Source organism: Lunatimonas sp. (assembly GCF_020832325.1).
Lineage (GTDB): Bacteria > Bacteroidota > Bacteroidia > Cytophagales > Cyclobacteriaceae > Lunatimonas.
Genome location: NZ_JAFIEU010000043.1, coordinates 150,530 through 174,029, shown reverse-complemented (window position 1 = coordinate 174,029; position 23,500 = coordinate 150,530). Strand labels below are relative to the sequence as shown.

Here is a 23,500-nt window from a genome sequence, read left to right as displayed (position 1 = left end):
GAAACTTAAGGTTCTTTTTCAGCAATTGAAATTGCCAAATTTGTCCTTATCCAAAATGAAGAATGGAACCCTCAATCGCACCATATTGGAATTGAAATGCCTTGGTCAAATCCTATTTGACAGCATTATCCCGCCCTCAATCGCACCATATTGGAATTGAAATAAGGTAAACATGTGGCTTAAAGTTCTATCGGTATTCCCCTCAATCGCACCATATTGGAATTGAAATAATATCAAAGCGCTCAATAAGAACAAAGGACTGAATCCCTCAATCGCACCATATTGGAATTGAAATTACTAAGCGAGAATAAAGGTACAATTAGCCAAATACCCTCAATCGCACCATATTGGAATTGAAATAGGGAATTTCGAGACAAACCGGGCAAATTAAGGCTGCCCTCAATCGCACCATATTGGAATTGAAATGGTACCGGTTCAGAGGTTCCTCATCCCTGAAGGACCCCTCAATCGCCCCATATTGGAATTGAAATGGACCTGCAAAAAGAGTAAACTGTTCAATATCGTCCCCCTCAATCGCACCATATTGGAATTGAAATTAAGGCTCGATAAGCTCGATGCTGCCGTCGGCGAGATGCCGCAGGGGTGCCATTTTCATGTTTCGGAGGTGGGTTTCGCCGGACAGTTCCGTGTCGTGGTAGAAGAGATACCAATCTCCCTCAAACTGCACGATGGAATGGTGGGTGGTCCAGCCCTGCACCGGTGCCAGCACATTGCCCTGATAGGTAAACGGACCATAGGGATTGTCACCCACGGCGTAGGCGATAAAGTGCGTATCGCCGGTGGAGTAGGTGAGGTAGTAATGTCCGGCATGTTGGTGGACCCACGCTGCTTCGAAAAAACGCCGTGAATTGTCACCGTTTAGAATGGGTTCCCCGGATGCGTCTACGATGTGCACCTCCCTCGGTTCCTCTGCTAACTGCTTCATATCCTCGCTTAACCTTGCCACGATGGGGGAGAGCGCAGGTTCGTCGTCAGCCGGTAATCCATCCGTGGGGCCGTCTCCGACAACGTTAAATTGGTTGTTTCGATACTTCTGTAGCTGTCCGCCCCATATGCCGCCCCAGTAGAGGTAGTAGGTGCCGTCCGCATCTTTAAAAACTGCCGGATCGATGGAATACGTACCGGGAATGGGGTTGGGTTCGGCAGTAAAGGGGCCTGAAGGATTATCCGCTACCGCTACACCGATCTTGAATATGCCTGCTTCATCTTTGGCAGGAAAATAGAGGTAGTAGTTGCCATCCTTTTCGGCTGCGTCCGGCGCCCATAGTTGCCGGGAGGCCCAAGGGACATCTTCCACACGGAGAGCAGTGCCGTGGTCTACTACCTTGGCGCCTGGCTTTTCCATGGAGTATACGCGATAATCCCGCATGCCAAAGTGAGATCCAAGGTCATCGGAAGGGATCCCTGCATCTATATCGTGGGAAGGATAAACGTAGATTTTACCCCCAAAGACATGTGCGGATGGGTCCGCAGTGTACTGTTCGGTAACCAACGGGGCATGGGCAAAGGTTTTTGTGGGGGGGTGGTTTGAGGAGGTTTGGGTTTCTTTTGGCGGATTGGCACAGGCAACCGCCAGCAGGGTGCTCAGAGCCAAAGCAAAGTGCCTGCCGCTGTAGGGATTCAATTTTTTCATTGTAGGATGTTAATAGGTTTGACGGGAAAGTTACGACAAAATCATCATTTGATCAACCCGTTTGCGATTGCAGGGTATTCGCTGTATCTTAAAACCCTGCTACTAAATAAAGAAGTCAATGGAAATTGGAATAAGGCCTATGTGGGAGGAAGACTGGGAGTCCGTGTCTACGATATTCAAAGAGGGCATTGCCACCGGTAACGCTACTTTTCGGGAAACGGTACCTTCCTGGGAGGAATGGGATAAGCTATTTGTGCAAAATTGCCGCTTCGTTGCAGAGAAGGAAGGGCGTGTGGTGGGGTGGATTGCCCTTTCATTGGTTTCGACTAGACCCGTGTATGCCGGCGTGGCGGAATTGAGTGTGTATGTATCTCCGTTCCATTTTGGACAGGGTATTGGGAGAATGCTGTTGGAAGAGCTGGTGCATGAAAGTGAGCAAAAGGGGTTTTGGACGCTACAGGCCTCTATTTTTCCGGAAAATTTGGCCAGTCTCAAGATTCACTATGAAAACGGTTTTCGGCTGGTGGGCGTACGCGAAAAAATCGGCCGGCATTTCGGTGCCTGGCGGGATCTGTTGCTTTTGGAACGGCGCAGCGATCATGTGGGTTTGGAATAAGGAAAGCAAGGGTAGTTTGATAACGAACTACCCCTGCCAAAATTTGGGCAGTATACTTATTTTTTGCCTACGCCAAAGCTGAATCCCATGTGGAAGTCAGCCTGCATGGAGTTGGCCAGGGTACCGGTAAGTAGGGCATTGCTACCGATGAAAAAACCACCCGCTTGAATTCCCAAGCCGCCGGTTAGACCGGAAACCTGATTATGCGCCCAAGGGGAATAAATCTGAAACGAGCCCAAAACCAGTCGAGGGGTAAGCACGATCATGTTTTGGGCTGTGATTACATTGTTGTTAGCTTCGTTAGAAAGCCGGCGCTGAATAAAAAGGGAGGCATGAAATACTTTGGCTGGACTGATTTCTCCGTATAGATTCATGAGGGTAGGGAGATTCACCGATAGTCCTTCCGATCCACGACTTACCGTAAAATAGCCACTTTCTAGCAGTTGTTCCTCAATGTCCTCGAAATCGCCCTCCAGGTTATCAATCTGAAACCGCTGATTGGCGGGTACATTCATGGCGTACGAGCGGTTGGTGGAGTTTGTTCCAAATGACATGCCGCCAATATTTTTGATGGCCAACCCCGCATGGACAAACGACCTACCCCCGGATTTTCTCCATTGGTAGTTGCCTCCGAGGTCCATGGCAAAGCCACTCAGGGAGCCTAATCCATATCTGAAGTCCTCGTTGATGGTTGCGTCTGAATAGGCAATGCTCAGTTCACCCCTGGCATCGCTCAGGAAAGTTCCTTGTTCGTCCTCGATCAACGTGCCGCGGAATTCGCCGAATCCCATGCTAGCATACAAGCTGGGTAAGATTAAACGCAAATTGGCGCCGGCAGCGAAATGGTGGGGTCCTATAGCGAAAACCTCCCGTCCCAGCAGCAAGTCCAGTTCTGACCATCCCGCTGCCACGATTCGTTGGTTGTATGAACTGGTAAGGGAGGTAAAGGTTTGGGAGGAGGATTCCCATGAATCCCCGAATAGTGCATTGGCAATACTCGCATCCAAATCGATGATGTCTGCTTTTACAAATCCTTGAGTGGCGATGCCAAAGGACCATTTGCCCACAGAGAAACCAACTGAAGGGCCCAAGGCAGCTACTTCAGTTCGAAGGTTCATGGGGCCGTCCGCCTTTTCCAACGCCAATTCCAATAGATCTGCATCATTCAGGATATCCTGAAAGGTGAGGACGTCGTTATTGATTCCAACGTGAGCGGAAACCAAATGAACCTCTACTTTTTTAGAAAGGGCGGTGATTTCTGCTGGATTCATGATGGCGCTCTGCATTCCCTTTCGAGGCCCATTTTGAACGCCTAAGAAAGGGGACTGCGCGAAAATTGCTGTTACGGGCAATGCGCATAGCATTACCATTGGTAAAAATTTCTTCATGTGTGTATTGGTTTACTTTTAGAGATCAAATGCCCCCTTGCCAGAGGGTAGGTATTCCTGTTTCGTCAAATTTACCTGCTGTTCATTTGTGCTACAAAAATAGCAGAATAATTGGTAATAATAGGAAGGATGATAGGTGCCCTAGTGTTTTTGACGAATGGTGTTAGGTTTGTTGGGGGGATTGAATTAGAAGAAGAGAAAATCACCTATATTAAATGGGGATTTATTCCGAGTAACCTAAAAAACTCCTACATGAGGGTGCTAGTTGTATGTGTTTGGATGTGTTGCGGTTTGTCTGTCCAAGGCCAATCATTAAAGAGTTTGGGCGTAGGCAGCGGAATGCAGGTTTTTGCTGAGCGCGACCGGGCTTTTTCCCCGCTGCTATATCGAGGGCAGCGATCTGTGTTTAATCTGAATTACACACAGGAGGAAAAATCCAAGACCATGCTCTCTACTATATACTATGCGCGGGGTTTTGCCGAGAGTGCAGGGGAGAATGAGCTGGAACTGTGGACCGGAGGAGCACAATGGCATACCTATTATCATCAACAAGGCAATGTTCCCCTGCGTTTGGGTTGGTCTGCGGTGAGCGAATTCAACAAACGGCGACACGAGGGGTTTGCCAATTTCAATGAACGATCCGACTTTACCATCTCTTTGGGTCCTGCATTATCGTTTGCACTGCCGTTTAGGTTGGTCAAGAGCCACCTGCATTTGGAAGGCAGTGCACATCTACAAGTGGTTGGGTTTAAGGTAGCCTCTGATTTCATCTCTCCGGAACCCCGTAGACGAGGGATTGATTCGGAACAGCATTTTTGGGGATTTCTGGATATCTTGGATCCGTTTATCGTGCCCCGGGATCTGCGTATGGGGTTAGATACGTCCTTGGTTTACCAGTTTTCCTCGGGCAACGCCCTCGCGTTCAGGTATGCATTCGATTTTCAGCAGCTTCGATTGGCCCATTCGCTGCAGAGGGGACGTGGAAATTACGGATTGGTACTTCATGTTCGGCTTTAAAAATGGGCAAGAAGCTAACGAAAAATAGGTGTCTAGATTTGAAAAGTACGCTATGGAACTATGGTTGGGCGCAGCAGATGCAGCGAATGCATGGCGAAATTTGGGATAGGTTGAAGCTACTGAATATCAACAGAAGAATGAAGGAGAAGGTGATAGCTACGTTGCTGTATGTGATCTTGGTTTTGGGGGGCTGCGAGTTGGTATGGATTTCACCGGATCCGCAGCCTACTCCTGAGGTGGTTTTCGAACACCTTTGGAGGGATCTAAATGAGCGATATGCTTACTTTGACCACAAAGGAGTCGATTGGGGTGAGTTATACAGTGTTTTTCGACCCCAGATATCGTCTGATATGGACGATCAGAAGCTGTTTGAGGTATTGGGTGAGATGCTACATGAGCTTAAAGACGGGCACGTGAACCTATCTAGCGACTTTAATCGTAGTCGAAATTGGGAATGGTACCAGCAGTTTCCAATGAACTACAATGAAAATGTGATTCTGCTTACTTACCTGAAGAATGACCACTGGATCAGTGGTTCGCTTTATCATCAAATGCATGGTGAGGTGTTGTATATCAATTACCGGTCCTTCGCCCAGGAGATTTCGGAAGCAGATTTGAATGCGATCATGGAACGTGCTGCCGGTACCAAAGGTGTGATTTTGGATATCCGTAGCAACGGCGGAGGAAATCTGGCCAATGCCTATCGATTGGCGGGATGCTTCACGGATTCCCGAACGAGATTTGCAGAGCAACGCTGGAAAAACGGCCCCCGGCAGGATGATTTTACCCCATGGTCGCCCATGTTTGTCGTACCCCGAAATGGACTTCGCTACGCGGGGAAAGTGGTGGTTTTGACTAACCGAAGGGCTTACAGTGCCAGTACATTTTTTGCCCAGATGATGCGTTCTCTTCCGGGCGTTCAGTTATTGGGTGATCAGACAGGTGGTGGCGGTGGTACACCTGCTTTTGGCGAGCTGCCCAACGGGTGGATATACCGGTTTTCGGCTACCCAGACGATTGATCTGGAAGGAAGGCATTTGGAGGATGGTGTGCCGGTGGATCTAGAGGTACGTCTGCGAAGGACGGACGAAAACGCAGGCAGAGACACGCTGATCGAATAGGCGCTGAAGCTCCTGCGTGCACAGCATTGAGGGATTCCTACTCTCGGCGGGGTGCGGCTGGTTTAATGGAGTCTTAGAATGGTCTCGATGCTCACCAGAACATATCGTATCCCCTCCTTTTTTTTGGCCGGGATGGATTCCCGGATTTGGCGCATATCGGCAACCAGCCTAGGACAGGCTGTTGGTAGATGCAGACAAGCTGATCCACAGCGGTCTGCCCAGGCGTCTGTCTGTTCAGGTGGCCGTGATAGAACCATTGACGGATGATACGCAGACTTTGGAAGCGTTATAGGACTTATCAGACCTGATGATATAATCGGGTAAATGAGCGATTTTTCCCGATCCTTACAACATGCTATGGCTCCAATGCTCTCTTTACCAGAATGGATGTCTTTTCGGAAAGTTGAAGGTTTAGCGCTGCAGCATGGCCTTTGGAAGACATCTTTTTCCACGTTTTTCGCAGGATTTCCACCACTTTATCCTGCTCGGCTTCATGTTTGGATAGAAAATCTTCGAAGTAGTAGGAAAGGAATACCAAGCAAGTCACGTCTTCTAGGCATTGAGCTTCTGTATCCGTCTTAAGCTGCCGTTTGTTAAGCAAATCATCTACGTGATGAACCTCCTCAGGTGCATATCCACATGTGTGCATGAGCTCTCCAGTTAGAGCACCGTGGAATTTTTTCAATTTGGTGCGCCAAGTCAAGTAGCCGGTACGATCCATTGGGTAGGTGTCTCTGGGAATGCTCCAACGTTTGATGTGCTGTGCGCGGGCGGCGATCTGTAGCAATTCCGAAGCCTCCGGTTCGAAGGACATCAGCATTTGGGTCATTTTTCGGCTGTAAGCCAGTTCTCTCGGTGTGCCGTCCGGCTCCAAATTAGGATCGGACGCGTTTACCTGGTCGATTGCTTCAATCACCTGGGATAGACGCTGCATAGTTCAAAGGGTTAGGTGTTGATGGGAATACCTGTTTCGAACCAAGTTAGCGGTTAAAGATCGCCTTCCTGTTTCAGGTTCTCGGTTTTTCGCACGATCTCCCGAATGATTTCATCAATTTCATAGGCAGATCCTTCGATATATCCCAATAGCTGAATTAAATCTTCTGGCGGGGAAATCTCGGTCGTTTTAATCAGGTTAATCAAACCCATCATACGTGAAAGTGGCGCTCTCACCACGTGGGACTGCTCGAATGCGATTTCCTTTAATCGACGGTTTTGGTCTTGTATGATATTTAAGTGCGTCAGTCGTTCTGTTACGTCGTTAGCAAGAATTACCTCCGCTTTGATTCCATTGAAAAGCAAGAGGTTGCACCTTAGTTCTACGTCGACCCAAACACCTGATTTAAGCCGAAGTTTGACTAGATCTCGAAAGGAAGATTGATCCTGATCACTGGACGATTCCCGACATTCGTAGTGGTTGAAACCTACACCATTCTCCGGCATGATATCTCGGAGTCCCATTCCAAGGAACTCCTCTTTGGTATAACCATAATGCGTGATAGCCGCCTCATTTACGTCGAGGAATTGATGTCCTTCCCGATCCACCACAAACATTGCCTGGGGGCTTAGGTGGAAAAGGTCGCTGTATCGCAGTTCGGATTCCTTCAGACTAAGCAGCGTTTTGTAACGCTCAATATTGTAAATTAAGCTTTTATAGAGGGTGGTGGCAGTTAGTTCATCTTTCAATAGATAATCCGATGCACCCAAGCTAAGTGATTTGGTGGCAAAGGAGGCGTCTGTATAACCGGTAAGCACGATGACTGGGGTATGTTTGACCATCCGTAATATTTGGATGATCAATTCCTCGCCACTTTTGTCTGGTAGCGATAGGTCCAAAAAAATAGCGCTGTAGGTATTGGGAGACAAATGCGTAAGTTTTTCTGCTGCCTGTTTGAAATCCGAAGCATGTTCGATCTCAGGCGCTAGAATAGTCTCTTCTAAAAAATCACTGACTAGAATGAAATCTCCTAGGTTATCTTCAATGATGAGGACTTTATACGGGTCTTTATCCTTTCTCATGTTTGCATGGGTGAGGGCAATACCGCTGTTTTAAACCAAAATTTATCGATCATCGCAACCGTTTCCATGAAATCTTCCACATCCACCGGCTTAGTAATAAAGCAGTTCGCATGGTTTTTATAGGCTTTTAGGATGTCGGAATTCGAAGAAGAGGTAGTAAGCATGATGACAGGAATATGCTTGATCTCCTCTTTATTTTTGATAAATGAAAGCACTTCGTGCCCACTTTTCTTGGGAAGATTGATGTCTAATAAGACAAGATCTGGTTTTTTGGTCCTATCAAAGGGCTCTTCTTGAACTAAAAATTGCATGGCCTCTTTTCCGTCCTTCACCACACTGAGTTCATGGTCGAAGTTGCCCTCGGCTAACGCCTCTCGGGTCAGTAAAATATCTCCCTCGTTATCCTCCACTAGTAGGATATGTATCCTTTTCATTCTTTTCAACAGTTGTTAGGATCCTTAGCCATTTGGATCTCTCAGTCGTTCATCGCATAGCATTCGACGGGCTAAATGGAAACCTGGTGATATTCGATATTTCTTCTCGGATAATAGCCATTACGCAACGAAGCTATTAGGTATCCGACATGTTTGACGTGCAAGATACGGAGAAATTTGTCAGGTTTACAAAATTGAAAAAATCTATTTACTGACGCCAGAATTATCCTCCGTTTTGTTCACTTTGGTTTTTTAATTTTTTTTAAGGGTGAAGTGAAAGGTGCTTCCTTTGCCCAATTCAGATTCCACCCAAATCGTTCCATTTAATGACTCGACGATTTTCTTAACTATCGCCAGCCCAATGCCATTCCCTGGGTAGGAATTTCGGTCGTGCAATCGTTTAAATATCACGAATATCTGATCAAAATAGGCTTTATCTATCCCTATGCCGTTGTCATTTACGGAAAACTGATGGCAGTTTTCAAGTTCTTGGTGGGAGATTTCCACGCGTGGAATGCGTTCGGCAGGGCAATATTTTAGTGCATTTTCGATGAGGTTTTGAAAAACTTGGGCGAGATGGGATTCGGAGCTTTTAATGACGGGTAGTGGCCCAATTGAAATGACTGCTTGCTTTGTCTCAATGGTAGTTTGTAGCGTTTTTAGTGCGGTATCTACTATGGCAGCGATATTTACTTGTTCAAACTGATGCGCTTCAGCACCCACTCTCGCATATTGCAACAGGTCCAATATGATTTGCCTCATCCGGTCGGCACCGTCCACGGCAAGGGCTATGTAGGTCTTACCCTTTTCGTCAAGTACATTGTTGTATTTGGATTCGATACGGGAAAGAAAACCTGAAATCATGCGAAGTGGTTCCTGTAGGTCATGGGAGGCAACATAGGCGAACTGTTCTAACTCGTCGTTTTTTTTTTCGAGCAGTCGAAGCGATTCTTGTAATTTTTGCTGTTCTATACTCAGTTGCTCCTTCAAGAGGATCTGCTCGTCCAAAGTTTGTTGCATGCCAAGAAACATCCGAGGGATCAAGACAGCGAAAAGTGCGTTCAGAAAAAGGAAGTTAGAGGATACGGCAAACCAAGAAAGCAAGCGGTCTTCATCTGCGGCATGAATCCCGCCCAGATCCAAATGGATCAACAGACCATAGGCGAAGCAAAATACAACATTAATAGATAGCGTGTATAGTGCGTATTTGTTTTGAAATATGATGATGCTAAATACAGCTACTGCCAGTAAATAGACCAACCCTGGGCCATAGCTACCTAGGGTTTTGAAAAGGATCACAGCGAAGCAGTAGACGATCAGGATAAACAGGACTTTCTTAGCCTGGATCGATAGACGTTTTTGAAATCCAATCAGATAAAGAACCACCGCTAGTACTGCATCGAAGAAGATGATTTCGTAAAACTCCGCTACCAATGAGGCTACTATGCCCGGAATAATGGCCACTAAACTAAAAGGGATGAGATAAAGAATGGTGATGAAAAAAAGGTAATCTCTCCAATAGCCTATTGAAAATGACTTGTCCGCAATTTCCGGAAAATTTTTACTGACGGTTTGGTAATAGCGGTTCCAGATAGTCAATGTATTTCTCTATTAAATTTCCAATGAAGGATTTATTTTCGTTCCTGGCGAATAATTTTCCCTTGTTTTTCTACATGTAGTTTACGACGTGGTCCTTGAAACGGTCTCTTTAGGAAGGGTCAGCGTAAAGGTACTGCCTCTACCCGGTGAAGATTCTACGGCTACATTTCCCCGCTGCAGTTCTACTGCTTTTTTGACGGAAGCCAAACCAATCCCCGATCCTTCGTATCTCGCTGAATTATGCAGCCTTTGGAAAATTACGAATATTTTTTCAAAATATTCTTCTTCAATTCCTATCCCGTTGTCTTTTACTACCAGTACCCAATGTTTACCGAGATCCCGACAATTGATTTCTATCGCTGGTTCGGTGTCGTTTTTGGTAAATTTTAGCGCATTGTCTACGAGTTGGTAGATAATCATGCGAAGTAATTTAGCATCCCAACTAAACGCAGGGCAGGACACGTTTACCTGTATACTTGCTTTAGTCTCGGTAATCTTGGGTCTTAACTCTGCCAGGCATTCTTCGATAATGCTTTGTACGTCCACCATGGATGGTTCATCGCTAATTCGACCGATCCGGGAGAATTCTAGAAGATCGATGAGGATTTTCCTCATTCGTTTGGCGCCGTCTATGGCAAAATAGATGTATTGGTGAGCTTTTTCGTCCAGTCTTTCATGGTATTTTTTGTCTAACTGTGTCATAAAAGCGGAAATCATCCGGAGCGGCTCCTGTAAGTCATGGGAAGCAGTATAGGCAAACTGCTCTAAATCCTGATTACTTTGCTTAAGCTGCACCGCCTGGCACTCCAGTTGCTTATTTAACAACTCGAGTTCTTTCACTTTTTTTTCAATTTGATCCAAATAATGTCTGATCAAGAAATACAACAAGACTCCGGTGATAGACACGTAGATTAGTCCTTTGATGGTCTGAAAGTCGATCCAAATAGGGGAGGTGTCGGTATCTGTCAGCCAAAGCAGTATACGATCACTGAAAATTATCCAGCAATAACCAACTGAGAGGTAAGCCAGCGTAATTTTTAGAGCGGGTTTCATGTGTCTATAATTGTTTTTCAGTGGTCACATGGAATCTCGCATGGCGGATAGTCATCCCAGTGTGTGACGGCTACGTCATGCTCGATTTCATATGTCTATAATTGCTTTTTTAGCGGTCACAATTTGTTCCAGTTTATCGGGATGCCTGCCTCCTCGGCAGACAGGGAATCCCTTCTTACCGGCAGGCAGGTCGCACATAGTATAATCATCCGTTTAGACTTGCTTCGCTTAAAACTTCGATTCACAGGCTGCCTGATTTAGTGGGAGATGAACTGAAGGGTTGTTTTGGCAGGGTAAAGAAAAAAGTACTACCCTGATTTTTTGTTGATTCTAACCACACATTTCCTCCCATATTTTCAACGATTTTTTTCACGATTGCCAACCCTATTCCGGTTCCGGAGTACTCGTTTTTGTTATGCAATCGCTGGAAGATAATGAAAATTTTCTGAAAATATTCTTCTTCGATGCCAATTCCGTTGTCACGTACGCTAATCTTATATTGAGTTTCCTGATTCTCACAAGCGATTTCAATTTCGGGTGCTTCCGATTTTTTGCGATACTTCAGCGCGTTCCCTATTAGGTTGTTGAACACCTGAACGATCGGTGAACGAAATCCAATGATCGTTGGTAAGCCTTTTACCGAAATTTTGGCCTGTGTTTCTTCAATTAGTTTTCGATTTAGCATGGTGACCTCCGTTACGATATCCGTGAGAGAGACTTCCGAAAGCTTTTCGTCATTTTTACCTACTCTGGAAAACTCCAATAGATCCAAAATAATCTGCCGCATCCGACTGGCACCGTCTAACGCAAAGTGAATATATTCCTTTGCTTTGTCGTCAAAAAGACTGCTGTATTTCTTATTCAATTGAGCTAGGAAGCTGGTGATCATCCGGAGCGGTTCCTGGAGGTCATGCGAAGCGACGTAGGCAAACTGTTCCAACTCTGAATTGGAAATGGCCAGTTCTTGAGCTCGTGCTTCCAAGGCCAAATTTAATTTTTCCAATTCGTGGTTAGCCTTTTCTAGTTTCTCTGTAGCCATCACCCGGTCGGTAATTTCAAACCGAATGGCGAGGTATTGTTTGGGCAGGCCATTATCGTCCAAAAAAGGAACCATCGTGGAATCCATCCAATAGTCGGTTCCGTCCTTCGATTTATTTTTGATGGACCCATGCCATACTTGACCTTTAGCTAGTGTTTTCCACATTTCATGAAAGAACTCCCTGCTGTGGTATCCGGAATTGATGATTTGGTGGGTGCTGCCTACCAATTCTTCTCGACTATATTTAGATATTTCGCAGAACTTGTCATTTACCGAGAGGATGTTTCCTTTGCTGTCCGTCAGCGCAACAATAGCTGCTTGGTCCAATGCAAACTTGTAGTCTTCCAGCGTTTGTAGGTTTTGCCTAAGGCGATCTTCCGCTTGCTTTCGTTCACCAATGTCCGTGTGAATCCCAAATACTGCGACCAAGTTGCCTTTCTCGTCGCGAATAGGACCGGCACTTAGGAAATAGGGTGTGACCTTTCCGTGCCGGTCCATCAGGTCTATATCTCCTTTCCAGGATTCCCCTACTAATAGGCGGTCAAATACCTCTTTCGCAATTTCCTTGTTTTTGTATACTGAGGGAGGTCCTCCCGCTGTTTGAAGTTCATCGGTATCGAATCCCAGGCGATCTTGAAAAGATGGATTGAGGTAAATGACCTGGCCTTCCAAACCTGCCACCGCAATGCCCTCCTGCGAGGTCTCAATTATTCGTTTGAAAATCAATAACTGCTGCTCGGCCATTTTTTTGTCATGAATATCTTGCACGCTTCCAAAAAGTTTGCTGATTTTTCCATTGACAAATTCAGCCTGACCGATTGAGCGGATCCATTTTTCATTTCCCTTGGCGGTGATGATGGGTGCCTCAAAATCAAAGGAGGTACCTGACTGCATGCAGTTCTCTATTGTTTTGGCTACAAATTCACGGTAGTCTTCTCGGTAAAATTTTAACGCAGCTTCCACGTCTGGGACATAGGAAGCATCCTCTACTTCGTGGATTTCACGTGCGACTTCAGACCACTGGGTGATTTCACCGTTTAAATTCACCTCCCAACCACCGATTCTTGCCATTTTGAAGGCATTGTCCAGCATCATTTGGAGTGACTTTTGCTTGGTTATATTCTTTCCTACGGTATAAATGACGCCCTCACCCGGCAGTGCAGTAGAAGACCAAGTTAGCCAAATGGTTTTGCCTGACTTGGTGATGTACCGGTTTTCGAAGACGATTGGACTCGTGTCAGTCGTAAGCCGCTTAAATTCAGTGTGGGTTTTGGCCAAATCGTCTGGATGGACAAAATCAAAAAATGGGCGTGAGGTGATTTCTTCTTCCGTATACTCAAGCATATGGCAGGCTGAAGCATTGATGCGGATGAAATAACCATCGTAATCGGCGATACCGATTAGATCAGGGGCGGTTTCGATTATTTGGTTTAGCTCTGTTTCCAGTTTTTTACGCATGAGCTCACCGCCTAAATATTCTTCCAGTGTACTGAAAATTGCCTTTAAGGACTGAAGGCGGTCTACTGAACCTGTAGTACCAAAGACCATTACACCGATGGTTTCGTCCCGGTGGATCAGTGGTACACCAAATATTGCCGAGATGCCCGATTTGCGGGCTGCGTGGTTTCGGAAAAATTCGCTTTTGGAGCCTACTTGATCCCATATTTCAGGTTGTTCCGTTGCCCAAACGGTTCCTGGTAAACCTTCGCCTTTTAGGAAAGAGTCGTATTGCGTGCTAAGGCTTTGGAAGATTTCCGCGGGGTGAGTTCTCAGATGCTGGGATACTAGTTTGATAGTTTTTTTGTCGGAGTGAATCAACCAGGCCTCTGCCAAATCCACCTTAGCGAAGTCGCCCAAGAATCGGGTACTCTGCCCCAAAGCTGCGATCAATCCAGTGTTTTGGTTGAAGATGAGGCTGATCTCTCGTTGTAGTTTCTTTTCAATTTCTTTATTGTACTGTTGGGTGATGTCCTGCATAGCTCCAATTACACGAACAGGTCGTCCTTCTTTGGTTCTAACGATCAAGGCTTTATTGGAGACCATTGCAAACGTGCCATCTGCCTTAAGGTACCGATGTTCGCATTGCCAACGGGTATTCTCTGATTTGAGCGCTGCATTTGCATCATCCAATATGCTTTCCAATTCTGCGGTATCTAATCGTCTGTGAACTTGCTCTAGGTCACTTAATCTGGTATCGTTCGCAATTTTACCGAATACCTTTTCGTAATTTTCTCCCCAATGTACTTTTCCAGTCGCTATATCCCAATCCCAGATCACATCCGAAGTTGCCTGCGTGACATAGGTAAACCGTTGGTTACTTTCCCGGATTCTTTCCTCAGCCTGTTTTCTCGCGGTGATATCTTGGATCGAACCGAATACACGGACAATTTCTCCGTCTACGGTCTCTGCTTTTCCAATTGACCTCACCCATTTCGGTGTTCCGACATAGCTAACAAACTCCAACTCCAAATCAAAGGGGGTTCCTTTTTCGATACAATCTGTAATGGCCTTACTTATCAGGTCTCGGTTTTCGCCTTCTTTGTAAAATTCTACCCCGTTGGTAACACTCAGCATATAGGACTCCGGAATTTCATAAATCAAACGGGTAATCCTCGAATAGTTGAGCCGGTCGGTTCCCACGATATATTCCCATGCCCCAATTTGGGCCATCTCTTGGGCCTCGGCCAGGAGTTTCTTGGTACCTTTTTGCTGCGTGATATCTTTGACAGATGTTATCTTAAACTTCTTACCATCCGGCTGGATCATTAAGTCAGAAGAAACCTCCACCTCTATCGTAGTTCCGTGCTTGGTGACTACCCTTTCTTCCGCGATTTCCTCCAAGCCGGTTTTGATGGCCCGATCGTGCAAAGACTGTAGCCGATCCCGGTGTGCCGGAGGCACCACTTTAGTGAACTTTTCGCCGATAAGTTCTTCCCGTGTGTAGTTATACAGTTTACAATACGCTTCATTTACATCAACGAAATAGCCCTCCTCGTCCGTGATACAAATACCGAGGGATACAACATTGTAAACGGAAGAAATCAGTTTTTCTGCCTTGGTGAGGTTGGATTCGATTTCCTTTAGTGAGGTGATGTCCAGTAAGCCGAGCGAGATACCCGTTACCTCTTCAAGGTTAAACAAAACAGGAGTGTAGTTTACTGCCAGCCACTTGGATTGGCCCGATTTGTCCTTGAATTGCTTTTCGCCAGTGAAGGCTCTTCCAGCAATGACATCCTTGAAATTTTGAATGAATTGCTCCGTTTCTCCCTCGGGGAGGTAGTCCAAAATAAGTGAACCGATTACCAAATCTCGACCACTCAAATTTTGAAAAAGATGGACAGCTTGTGTATTAAATTTTTTGATCAGGTAATTGTTATCTACCAGTACAAATGCTTGCAGTTCATTGTTTAGTAGGGCTTCTGTATTGGCTTGGAGGTATTGCAGATCGAGTTCCTTGGCTTCTAGCGTTTCATGGGCGGATTTAAGCTCCATGTAGGCAACTTGGATCTCCTCGTTGGTGCTTTGAAGTTCTTCGTTTGTGGTCTCCAATTCCTCGTTTGCCGACTGTAGTTCTTCATTGGTACTTTGCAGTTCTTCGATTAGTGATTGGAGTTCCTCGTTGCTGGTTTCGATTTCCTCGATGTACGTCTGAAGTTGTTCTTTGGTCTCATTTAGCTCCTCTTCCAGTTCGCGAACCCTAAATGGTTCTGCATCTCCGTTATTTGTCGGTTGTCCGGGCACAATGAACTCTTCGATGTCCAGTTGCTCAAAAAGCACCATAAAAAGCGGCTCGGCGCCGGCACGGTCTTCTATGGGAAACACACTGACCCGTACATAGTAGATAGAACCGAATAAAATGAATTTCTTGATTTTACTCTTGATGCCCTTGTTCGATTTAATGCATTTGCTAAGTACAGAGCGGACTTCTATCTGAAGTTCAGGGTTCAACATCTTGATTAAGTTGGCCTGAATTCCTCCTTCACTTAGGCTAATGTAGAGGCGTACGTCGCCGTGAACCTCCTGAATATCGTGGGATTCGTTTACTACTACGTAGGGGATATCCAATGCCAACAACAGCGTTTTTTTCACTGCTTCTTTTAGGTTGGAAGCCGTGTCAGACTGCAAGGTCCCGGTTTTTTTTGCTGGCACGGTTTGAGGTTTGAGTGCTGAAAACCGAATGGTTTGCAACCCTTGGGATATCTTTTTTTTGTAAATGCGGTGTTTGGCATTTTCCTCCCCGAACAGAGAGGTAAAGGCTCCGATGGATTCGGATTTGCCCAAAAACAGGTAGCCTGAGGGAAGGAGAGCAAAATGAAAAAGGGGAATGAGCTGCTGCTGAAGCGAATTCTTGAAGTAGATGAGAAGGTTTCTACAGGAAATTAGATCCAACTTCAAAAAGGGTGGATTTCGCATGATGTCGTGTCTCGAAAACAGCACCATGACCCGAAGGGATTTTGCCAACTCAAAGTCCTGTCCTTTGGGGGTAAAGTACTGTGCGATGGTCTCCCTGGAGAGCTTTTCCAATGCCGATGCAGGATAAACCGCGGACCTCGCATGGGCGATTGCGCGGTCATCGATATCCGTTGCAAATATCTGTACGTCCAATTGCTCCTTACTGTGGGTTTTCAATAATCGGTGGAGCATGATGGCTATGGAATACGCTTCTTCACCAGTGGAGCACCCTGGAATCCATACACGGATCGACTCGTGGTTTTTTTTACTTTGGATCAAGCGGTCTAGACAGGACTCCAATGCAGCAAATGATTCGGTATCGCGGAAAAAGGAAGTGACACCGATGAGAACCATCTTGAATAGCTCGTTGACTTCTTCAGGATTCTCCTCGAGGTATTCTACGTAGCGGTCCAGTGAGTCCATGTGCAGTGTGCTTACCCTTTTTTCCAACCTCCTGGTTAAGCTTGCGTTTTTATAGTTGAAAAAATCTGTACCACTTTTTTTGCTAAGCAGCTCGACGATCTTCTCGTAAGGCGTTTTTTCAAATGCTTGAGTTCTAAAAAGATCCGATGTAGCAGTCAATGACATTAAACCCGTCAGGTGCTTCCCTAGTTCTTTGGCCGATAGGACCTCGTGCACGTGTCCTGTTTGTATCGCGGAATTGGGCATTCCGTCGTACTTGGCGCTGGAGGGTTCCTGTGCGAGAATATACGCATCTCCAGCCATTGCTAGGCGATTGATGCCTTCCGAACCGTCTGTGCCAGTGCCTGAAAGGATGATGGCGATAACCTGATTGTCCTCTTTGGCCAAAGACTCGAACAAGACATCTACCGAAGGTTTTGGTCCAATGCTGGAATGTGGCTTGGTTAGGTGGATGGTTTCCTCCACGATGGATATCTCGGTGTCCGGAGGGGTAATATAGATGGTTTTTTCGGTCAGAGTCTGAAGGTTTACCGCTTCCTGTATCGCGAAGGGGGTGGCTTTGGCAAGTAGTTGCACCAACATGCTGCGGTGGGTAGGACTCATGTGTTGGGCAATCACTACACAACAATTGTCCAACACACGCAGGTTGGACAGAAAATCTTGCAGGGCCTCCAAACCTCCCGCAGAGGCACCGACGGCAATAATCCGCAGAGCATCGTTATTGGTAGATGTATGATCTATGGCTGACTCGGGTTTCGAGTTCGATGTCATATGTAAGCTGGGGGTTTTTTAAATGAATAGTACTTTTGGTTAAGTGGGGTATGTGCACCATACTTGGAAAGCTACTTACACCTATTTGCGTCGTCCTTGATTTTGTTAGAATAGTGAGAGCCGCTTTTTTTTGCCCATAAAATCAACCCGCACAAACGATGTCCGTAAAAAAAAACGTCGTCGCAAGGTTACAATCCGAAGGGCTCTTAGTCGCTGTTGTTATCCCATGCTAAAAGGTACCGAACACGTAGAACGGTCTTTTTGGGAGAGTAATTGAGTATTCCCAACTAGCCAGACTAAACGTAGTTCTAAACTCACATGAGACTGATAAGCACTGAATGGGCCCTGCGAGTATGTCGTTTAGGTGGCGATGAACTTACCGTCTGGATAACGGTTGGATTTCCCCCTACAAAAACCATTAAACTAGCTGGTAAGCTATCAATAATATTTTATTTATAAAAGAATAAATGATGGAAAATACCGGATCAGCCCGACGGGCGGGAATGAATTGATTGCACCTTCTGGGTATATATTTTAGCTAAATCCAAAATGTCAAGGTCAAGTTGCTTTTTGCTTACGTTAAGTACTTGTTGGTACATAGTTTCAGGTAATTGGGCAATTCCCCAATAAGCGCCTAAGATGGCCCCTGCGATCGCTGCTGTCGTGTCGTTATCTCTGCCGTAGTTGACCAAAAACTGGAGAGTAAGCTCAAAGTCAAAATCCGACAATAGCATGGCCGTAATTACTTGAAGGAATATTTCCCCCGCATGGAAGGGCATATCCTGAAGATGCTCGTCCAACAACACGAAGGCTACCTGCATCTCGTCCCTCGTCACAACTTGCTTTTTGGATGATTCACCATCGATTTGTCTACTTTCTGTGCGAGCATTCGCCACGATGCTCTCTGCAATACCTAGGATTCGCTGTGCGGTACGCCCCACCAATCTTGCGTCGCCATAGTGATAGGGGTCTATGGTACGAATCACAGCGATCACATCCTCCGGGGTAGCACCGGGTTTCATGGCTGCTGCCGTCATGGCAGCAGCCAGTGCACTAATGTCCCTAGCATATCCCAAATCAAATATCGCCAGTTTAAAAGCCTCCGAATAGGCCTTCTCTGCCTGCCCTGGAAACAGGCCACCAATAGCTGGGGAATACAATAATCCGGCACAAACCATTTCCCCACCGTAAAAGGTGCTTAGGCTGTTTAGGTAGTTCACATAGTCATTTTGAACATAGGGACCACTGACTTTTGCCCATTCCTGTAACCAGCCTACCCGGAGAAAATTCTCCTCCAACGCAAGAGAATCTTCCTGGCCGATCGTCTTTCTTTCATCCAAATAGCTTTGGTATTGGGTGAGAATGTGCCTAGCAAACCGCTTCGCACTCAATTCATGCCCTGGTTCGTTGTGGAGATATTCAACGGTCAGTTTTTTCCAGCGCGTATCGTCCGTGGTGCCTCCTGCCGGAAGATCAGCTACCCAGATTCCTTCGGGAGAAACCTCCCGCACCATGGTATCCAATCGATCCACCCAGCCGTATTTGGCGTTGATTTCCGTTCGGGGCCACATCTCTGTTGGCGCCCCCATGGCGTCGCCAATGGCAGTGCCTACCAATAGGCCCAGCACTTTGTCGTTTAATACGTCTTCGTCAAATGGAAGAGCTTGGCCCATTTCTCTCTCAAAATCCGCTTTCTGCGGTAAGCATGCGCCGATGGTCAAAAGGGCGAAGATCAATGTTTGGGGAATGATACTATGCATGTAGGATGTTGTTTTTTGCCTCTTGGGCGAGGACTTGTTTTTTCTCCAGTGTCAGATGTAAAGGTAGCTGGGCAACTCCAAATAGCCTCCGAAGAATTTCGATACCGGCATAGCGATGCATCAACGTATCGTCAATACCTACCGTGTCGTATACCTCGAGGAAATAGTTTAGTAGATCTTGATCGACTCCTGCTAGTTTCAGATGGGCAAGGGCCACACCCAAGTCGAACTCCCGGTCTCCCATGAAGGCGAATTCGGTATCGATAATCCGAATTCCATCTGCTGTTTTCAACCAGGACCCCGGATAAAAGTCTCCATGTAACAGGGTGCGACCCTGCTGAAGGTATCTATTGCCGGTAGTTCTGATCTGATCTTTCAGTATAGTATCTTTTCGGTAGGGGAGGGAGATTTCCTCTAAGCCTGGCTGAACCTGGTCCAGGTTTAGTCCATTTTCGAGCATAAAGGGGATTTCGAAGATATGCGCATGGTTCAATAGTTTCATTGCTTCATTGGTCGGAAAAGCCTCAGCCGATACGGCATGCAGCCTCTTCAGGAAAACAGCTAACGGCTCGATGTCGGACCTTCTCAGCAGCGAGGGAGTCTGGTAGATGGCAGCGAAATCCGCGGATGGACCCAAATCCTCCATTGCCAATACTTGGTGTTCGTCATCAAAGGCAATCAGAGATGGTGTCATTTCTACCAAGCGATTGTCCGTCAAGAGGGTATCATAAAATGCCTTTTCGATGGACATTCGGTGAAAGGGAGCGGGAATTTCGGGATACTTGTTTACATAGGGCCGGGATTGCTTGAGGATCAGCTGCCGGTGGTTGGTTCGCACCCGGAGGACCATATTCATGTTTCCTGCTCCAGCCCGCTCTACAGTGTCAATTGATTCATCTATTGATAGGATTTTTAGTTTGTTTCGTAAAAAGTACAGCTCCTTTGCACCCAGAGGGACTTCCAATTTTATTTCCATGAATTCGTTTTATTGATGCTTCTTCCTGGGCAAAGATAGGCGTTTAGGTCAAACGAGGGCCCCGTTAAAATAATTTAACTATCTATTTATTTCTATGCGCAACTGTCTTAATTTTGAGCCATGAGTAAGGACACCAACCCCATCACCCCGGTACTTGACCAATTGGCCAATAGTTTGGAGGGCGAGCTACACCACGATTCTTTGATGAGGACGCTATATGCCACGGATGCTTCCGTGTATAGGGAGATGCCGCTAGCCGTGGCGTTTCCAAAAAACACCAAGGACATCCAAAGGCTGATCCGGTTTGCCACCGAGCATAAAACCTCGCTGATCCCACGAACAGCCGGAACTTCTTTGGCTGGACAGTGCGTGGGGGATGGGATAGTGATGGATGTATCCAAACACATGAACAAAATCTTGGAATTTAACAAGGAAGAGGGATGGGTAAGGGTTCAGCCTGGCGTGGTGAGGAATGAGTTAAATCATTTTTTAAAACCCCACGGGTATTTCTTTAGTCCCATTACCAGTACCGCGAGCCGAGCAATGATCGGGGGTATGGTTGGAAATAATTCCTGCGGTACTACCTCCATCGTCTATGGCAGTACCCGGGAGCATACCCTTTCCCTAAACGTGGTGCTTAGCGACGGGTCCGAAGTCGAAGTAAAAGCCCTGACAGAGGGTGAGTTTGAACAAAAATGTGCCTTAGATACGCTGGAGGGAAGGCTATACCGGCACATGAGGGATGAGCTGGGCAATCCTGAGGTGCAATCGCAGATAAGGGAAAACTTTCCCAAGCCCAGTATCCACCGACGAAATACCGGCTATGCAGTGGATTATCTGTTAGAATCCCAAGAGTTTTCCGATAAGCCAGCTCCGTTCGATTTTTGCAAGTTGCTGTGTGGGTCAGAGGGAACCCTAGCCGTTACTACAGAGGTGAAACTGCACCTAGATCCCCTCCCTGATCCACATGAGATTGTGGTAGCAGCCCATTTCGATTCCATCCATCAAAGTATGAAGGCTGCCCAAGTGGCCATGAAACATCAGCCATCCGCTGTAGAGCTGATGGACAAGATCATTCTTGACTGCACGAAGGAAAATGTGGAGCAAAGCAAGAACCGGGATTTTGTGGAGGGCGATCCCAAGGCTATTCTGATGGTAGAATTCAGAGGAAAGGAGCTATCAGAGGCCATTATACAGGGCGAGCAATTCATCCAATCACTGAAAGACGCGGGTTTGGGATATGCCTATCCGGTGATCGGTCCCGAAAGGACTAAAAGTGCATGGGAACTCCGTAGTGCCGGTTTGGGACTGCTCGCCAACATACCCGGCGATCCCAAAGCCGTGGCGTGCATCGAGGATACCGCGGTAGACATTGAAGATCTGGCCGATTATATCGATGAGTTTGCCGAGATCATGGAGGGGTTTGGTCAAAGTCCGGTCTACTATGCACATGCGGGCGCTGGTGAAATTCACCTAAGGCCTATATTGGATCTGAAGAAGGCCGATGATGTTCAAAAATTTTACGAGATCAGCGAGGCTTCTGCCAAGCTGGTAAAGAAATACAGGGGGTCACTTAGTGGTGAGCACGGAGACGGTAGGGTGAGAGCGGCATTTATTCCTTTGATGGTGGGAGATGCAAATTATGCTCTTTTCAAACGCATCAAAGAGGCCTGGGACCCCAACCACATCTTCAATCCAGGCAAGATTGTGGATGCTCCTCCTATGAACACCTCCCTCCGATACGAACCCGGAATGGAGACACCAGAACATCAGACAATGTTTGATTTTAGCTCGGTAGGGGGTATCCTGCGCATGGCCGAAAAATGCAATGGAAGTGGAGATTGCAGAAAGCTTCCTACAACAGGTGGCGGTACCATGTGTCCGAGTTTTCAGGCAACCAGAAACGAGCGTGATACTACGAGGGGCCGCGCCAATACCCTGCGGGAGTTTTTGACAAATAGTACCAATGAAAATCCTTTTGACCATCCTGAGATCAAAGAGGTAATGGACCTTTGTCTTTCCTGCAAGGGCTGTACGTCTGAGTGTCCGTCCAACGTGGATATGGCCACTATGAAAGCAGAGTTTCAACATCAATACTATAAAGCGCATGGGGTCCCGCTTCGTGCCAAAGCGTTTGCCTACATCAACCAGCTCAATGGGATTGGGAGCAAGATACCAGGTATTTCCAATTTTTTCCTCTCCAACAGCCTTTCGGCCGGATTGCTGAAAAAGGTGCTTGGCGTGGCGTCTGATCGGGATCTACCGAAGATTTCGCATATATCCCTCCGGGCATGGTACGCCAAGAATTATCACAGCCTGAAAGGGAAAACACCCTCCATCAAGACCGTTTATTTGTTTGCTGATGAGTTTACCAACCACAATGATACTGAAGTAGGCATCAAGGCCATCAAGCTTTTGCGGCATTTGGGCTATGAGGTGAAGATGGTGGATCATCCGGAGAGTGGGCGAGGGGCCATTTCAAAGGGATTATTGGAGTACGCTCGTAAGGTTGCAGATAAAAACGTAGCGATATTCAGTAAATTGGTTTCCGCCGATGTACCGCTAGTAGGTATTGAACCATCTGCGATTTTGAGTTTCCGCGATGAGTATCCCCGCTTGGTGTCCAAAGAATGGGTCAACGCTGCCAAGAAATTGAAGGTTTACGCATCGCTCATAGATGAGTTTTTGGCCAAGGAGGTTGTGGCAGGTAATATCACGGAGGATCAATTTACCGAGGGAGAATTAGAGATTTTGCTACATGGTCACTGTCACCAAAAGGCCCTGTCTTCGGTAAACTTTACGTCCAAGCTGTTGTCGATCCCGAAAAATTACTCAGTGACAGTCATTCCTTCAGGCTGCTGTGGCATGGCAGGATCCTTCGGTTACGAGGAAGAGCATTTTAAACTCAGCATGCAAATAGGAGAGATGGTGCTTTTTCCGGCGGTTCGGAAGGCTGGAGATCAGGTAGCCATCGCCGCGCCAGGTACCAGTTGCCGCCACCAAATAGCGGATGGAACCGGGAAGAAAGCCCTGCACCCAGTTGAAATTCTGTTCGTTGCGGCAGGGCTAGATCGATGAGTTTGAATCCATAGCATGGTATGCACGAAGGAAGGAGGATTGTTAGGAACATTTCAGGTCAAAATCCCTGATAATCTCGCGGGTGAAGCGTGAAAACTTTGCG

The 23,500-nt window shown here is 46.6% G+C and carries 14 protein-coding genes, 1 pseudogene and 1 CRISPR repeat array; of the genes and pseudogenes, 5 read left to right on the top strand and 10 right to left on the bottom strand.

Translation table 11 applies throughout. From position 1 onward, the window contains the following. Window positions 1-2: 2 nt before the first annotated feature. Window positions 3-557: a CRISPR direct-repeat array (repeat unit 30 nt; unit sequence CCCTCAATCGCACCATATTGGAATTGAAAT). Between the two features lie 2 nt (window positions 558-559). Then, window positions 560-1,654: pseudogene (locus tag JJU34_RS16125) on the bottom strand (glycoside hydrolase family 43 protein); the annotation flags it as partial. A gap of 118 nt (window positions 1,655-1,772) precedes the next feature. Between JJU34_RS16125 and JJU34_RS16120 the strand changes: the two are divergent. Further along, window positions 1,773-2,270 carry a GNAT family N-acetyltransferase gene (locus JJU34_RS16120; RefSeq protein WP_228693429.1) on the top strand — a complete coding sequence of 166 codons (498 nt, stop codon included), beginning with the start codon at window positions 1,773-1,775 and terminating at the stop codon, window positions 2,268-2,270. A 56-nt stretch (window positions 2,271-2,326) separates the two neighbouring features. On the opposite strand, the gene JJU34_RS16115 is transcribed toward JJU34_RS16120, so the two are convergent. Further along, complete coding sequence (locus tag JJU34_RS16115) at window positions 2,327-3,658, bottom strand: DUF5723 family protein (protein ID WP_228693428.1); 1,332 nt, start codon at window positions 3,656-3,658, stop codon at window positions 2,327-2,329. A gap of 129 nt (window positions 3,659-3,787) precedes the next feature. On the opposite strand from JJU34_RS16115, the gene JJU34_RS16110 reads away from it, so the two are divergent. The 3 genes from JJU34_RS16110 to JJU34_RS16100 all read left to right on the top strand — a co-directional run bounded on the left by JJU34_RS16110 (window position 3,788) and on the right by JJU34_RS16100 (window position 6,088). Then, entirely contained in the window at window positions 3,788-4,675 is an 888-nt protein-coding gene (locus JJU34_RS16110) for a hypothetical protein (protein ID WP_228693427.1), read from the top strand. Between the two features lie 38 nt (window positions 4,676-4,713). Further along, on the top strand, window positions 4,714-5,796 hold the full coding sequence (locus JJU34_RS16105) for a S41 family peptidase (protein ID WP_228693426.1): 1,083 nt from the start codon (window positions 4,714-4,716) through the stop codon (window positions 5,794-5,796). A gap of 181 nt (window positions 5,797-5,977) precedes the next feature. After that, window positions 5,978-6,088 (top strand): CbbQ/NirQ/NorQ C-terminal domain-containing protein, encoded by a 111-nt coding sequence (locus JJU34_RS16100; protein WP_228693425.1) that lies wholly within the window; start codon window positions 5,978-5,980, stop codon window positions 6,086-6,088. A 63-nt stretch (window positions 6,089-6,151) separates the two neighbouring features. Here the strand turns inward: JJU34_RS16100 and JJU34_RS16095 are convergent, their stop codons facing one another. The 8 genes from JJU34_RS16095 to JJU34_RS16060 form a co-directional block, all read right to left on the bottom strand. Next, window positions 6,152-6,730, bottom strand: a complete 579-nt coding sequence (locus tag JJU34_RS16095; protein ID WP_228693424.1) for a DUF4202 domain-containing protein — start codon at window positions 6,728-6,730, stop codon at window positions 6,152-6,154. 53 nt (window positions 6,731-6,783) lie between these two features. Next, the gene (locus JJU34_RS16090; RefSeq protein WP_228693423.1) at window positions 6,784-7,812 is read right to left on the bottom strand and encodes a PAS domain S-box protein; all 1,029 of its coding nucleotides are present in this window, start codon (window positions 7,810-7,812) and stop codon (window positions 6,784-6,786) included. Continuing rightward, window positions 7,809-8,246, bottom strand: coding sequence for a response regulator (locus JJU34_RS16085; RefSeq protein WP_228693422.1), 438 nt, complete (start codon window positions 8,244-8,246; stop codon window positions 7,809-7,811). The genes JJU34_RS16090 and JJU34_RS16085 overlap by 4 nt, the downstream gene beginning before the upstream one ends. A 252-nt stretch (window positions 8,247-8,498) precedes the next feature. Beyond that, window positions 8,499-9,845 carry an ATP-binding protein gene (locus JJU34_RS16080; RefSeq protein WP_228693421.1) on the bottom strand — a complete coding sequence of 449 codons (1,347 nt, stop codon included), beginning with the start codon at window positions 9,843-9,845 and terminating at the stop codon, window positions 8,499-8,501. 81 nt (window positions 9,846-9,926) lie between these two features. Beyond that, window positions 9,927-10,898, bottom strand: coding sequence for an ATP-binding protein (locus JJU34_RS16075; protein WP_228693420.1), 972 nt, complete (start codon window positions 10,896-10,898; stop codon window positions 9,927-9,929). 241 nt (window positions 10,899-11,139) lie between these two features. Continuing rightward, window positions 11,140-17,583, bottom strand: a complete 6,444-nt coding sequence (locus tag JJU34_RS16070) for a PAS domain S-box protein (RefSeq protein ID WP_228693419.1) — start codon at window positions 17,581-17,583, stop codon at window positions 11,140-11,142. A 485-nt stretch (window positions 17,584-18,068) separates the two neighbouring features. Next, the gene (locus JJU34_RS16065; protein WP_228693418.1) at window positions 18,069-19,343 is read right to left on the bottom strand and encodes an ADP-ribosylglycohydrolase family protein; all 1,275 of its coding nucleotides are present in this window, start codon (window positions 19,341-19,343) and stop codon (window positions 18,069-18,071) included. Beyond that, window positions 19,336-20,319: a phosphotransferase gene (locus JJU34_RS16060; RefSeq protein ID WP_228693417.1), complete on the bottom strand. Its 984-nt coding sequence runs from the start codon at window positions 20,317-20,319 to the stop codon at window positions 19,336-19,338. Before JJU34_RS16060 ends, JJU34_RS16065 begins: the two co-directional genes overlap by 8 nt. 120 nt (window positions 20,320-20,439) lie before the next feature. Here JJU34_RS16060 and JJU34_RS16055 point away from each other — a divergent pair, with 120 nt between their 5' ends. Then, window positions 20,440-23,397, top strand: a complete 2,958-nt coding sequence (locus tag JJU34_RS16055) for an FAD-binding and (Fe-S)-binding domain-containing protein (protein ID WP_228693416.1) — start codon at window positions 20,440-20,442, stop codon at window positions 23,395-23,397. Window positions 23,398-23,500: the final 103 nt, after the last annotated feature.

Coding starts and splice junctions, on each gene's coding strand:
- JJU34_RS16070 (WP_228693419.1), bottom strand. CDS start 17,583: ATGACATCGAACTCGAAACCCGAGTCAGCCATAGATCATACATCTACC.
- JJU34_RS16075 (WP_228693420.1), bottom strand. CDS start 10,898: ATGAAACCCGCTCTAAAAATTACGCTGGCTTACCTCTCAGTTGGTTAT.
- JJU34_RS16090 (WP_228693423.1), bottom strand. CDS start 7,812: ATGAGAAAGGATAAAGACCCGTATAAAGTCCTCATCATTGAAGATAAC.
- JJU34_RS16060 (WP_228693417.1), bottom strand. CDS start 20,319: ATGGAAATAAAATTGGAAGTCCCTCTGGGTGCAAAGGAGCTGTACTTT.
- JJU34_RS16110 (WP_228693427.1), top strand. CDS start 3,788: ATGATAGGTGCCCTAGTGTTTTTGACGAATGGTGTTAGGTTTGTTGGG.
- JJU34_RS16120 (WP_228693429.1), top strand. CDS start 1,773: ATGGAAATTGGAATAAGGCCTATGTGGGAGGAAGACTGGGAGTCCGTG.
- JJU34_RS16065 (WP_228693418.1), bottom strand. CDS start 19,343: ATGCATAGTATCATTCCCCAAACATTGATCTTCGCCCTTTTGACCATC.
- JJU34_RS16115 (WP_228693428.1), bottom strand. CDS start 3,658: ATGAAGAAATTTTTACCAATGGTAATGCTATGCGCATTGCCCGTAACA.
- JJU34_RS16085 (WP_228693422.1), bottom strand. CDS start 8,246: ATGAAAAGGATACATATCCTACTAGTGGAGGATAACGAGGGAGATATT.
- JJU34_RS16055 (WP_228693416.1), top strand. CDS start 20,440: ATGAGTAAGGACACCAACCCCATCACCCCGGTACTTGACCAATTGGCC.
- JJU34_RS16095 (WP_228693424.1), bottom strand. CDS start 6,730: ATGCAGCGTCTATCCCAGGTGATTGAAGCAATCGACCAGGTAAACGCG.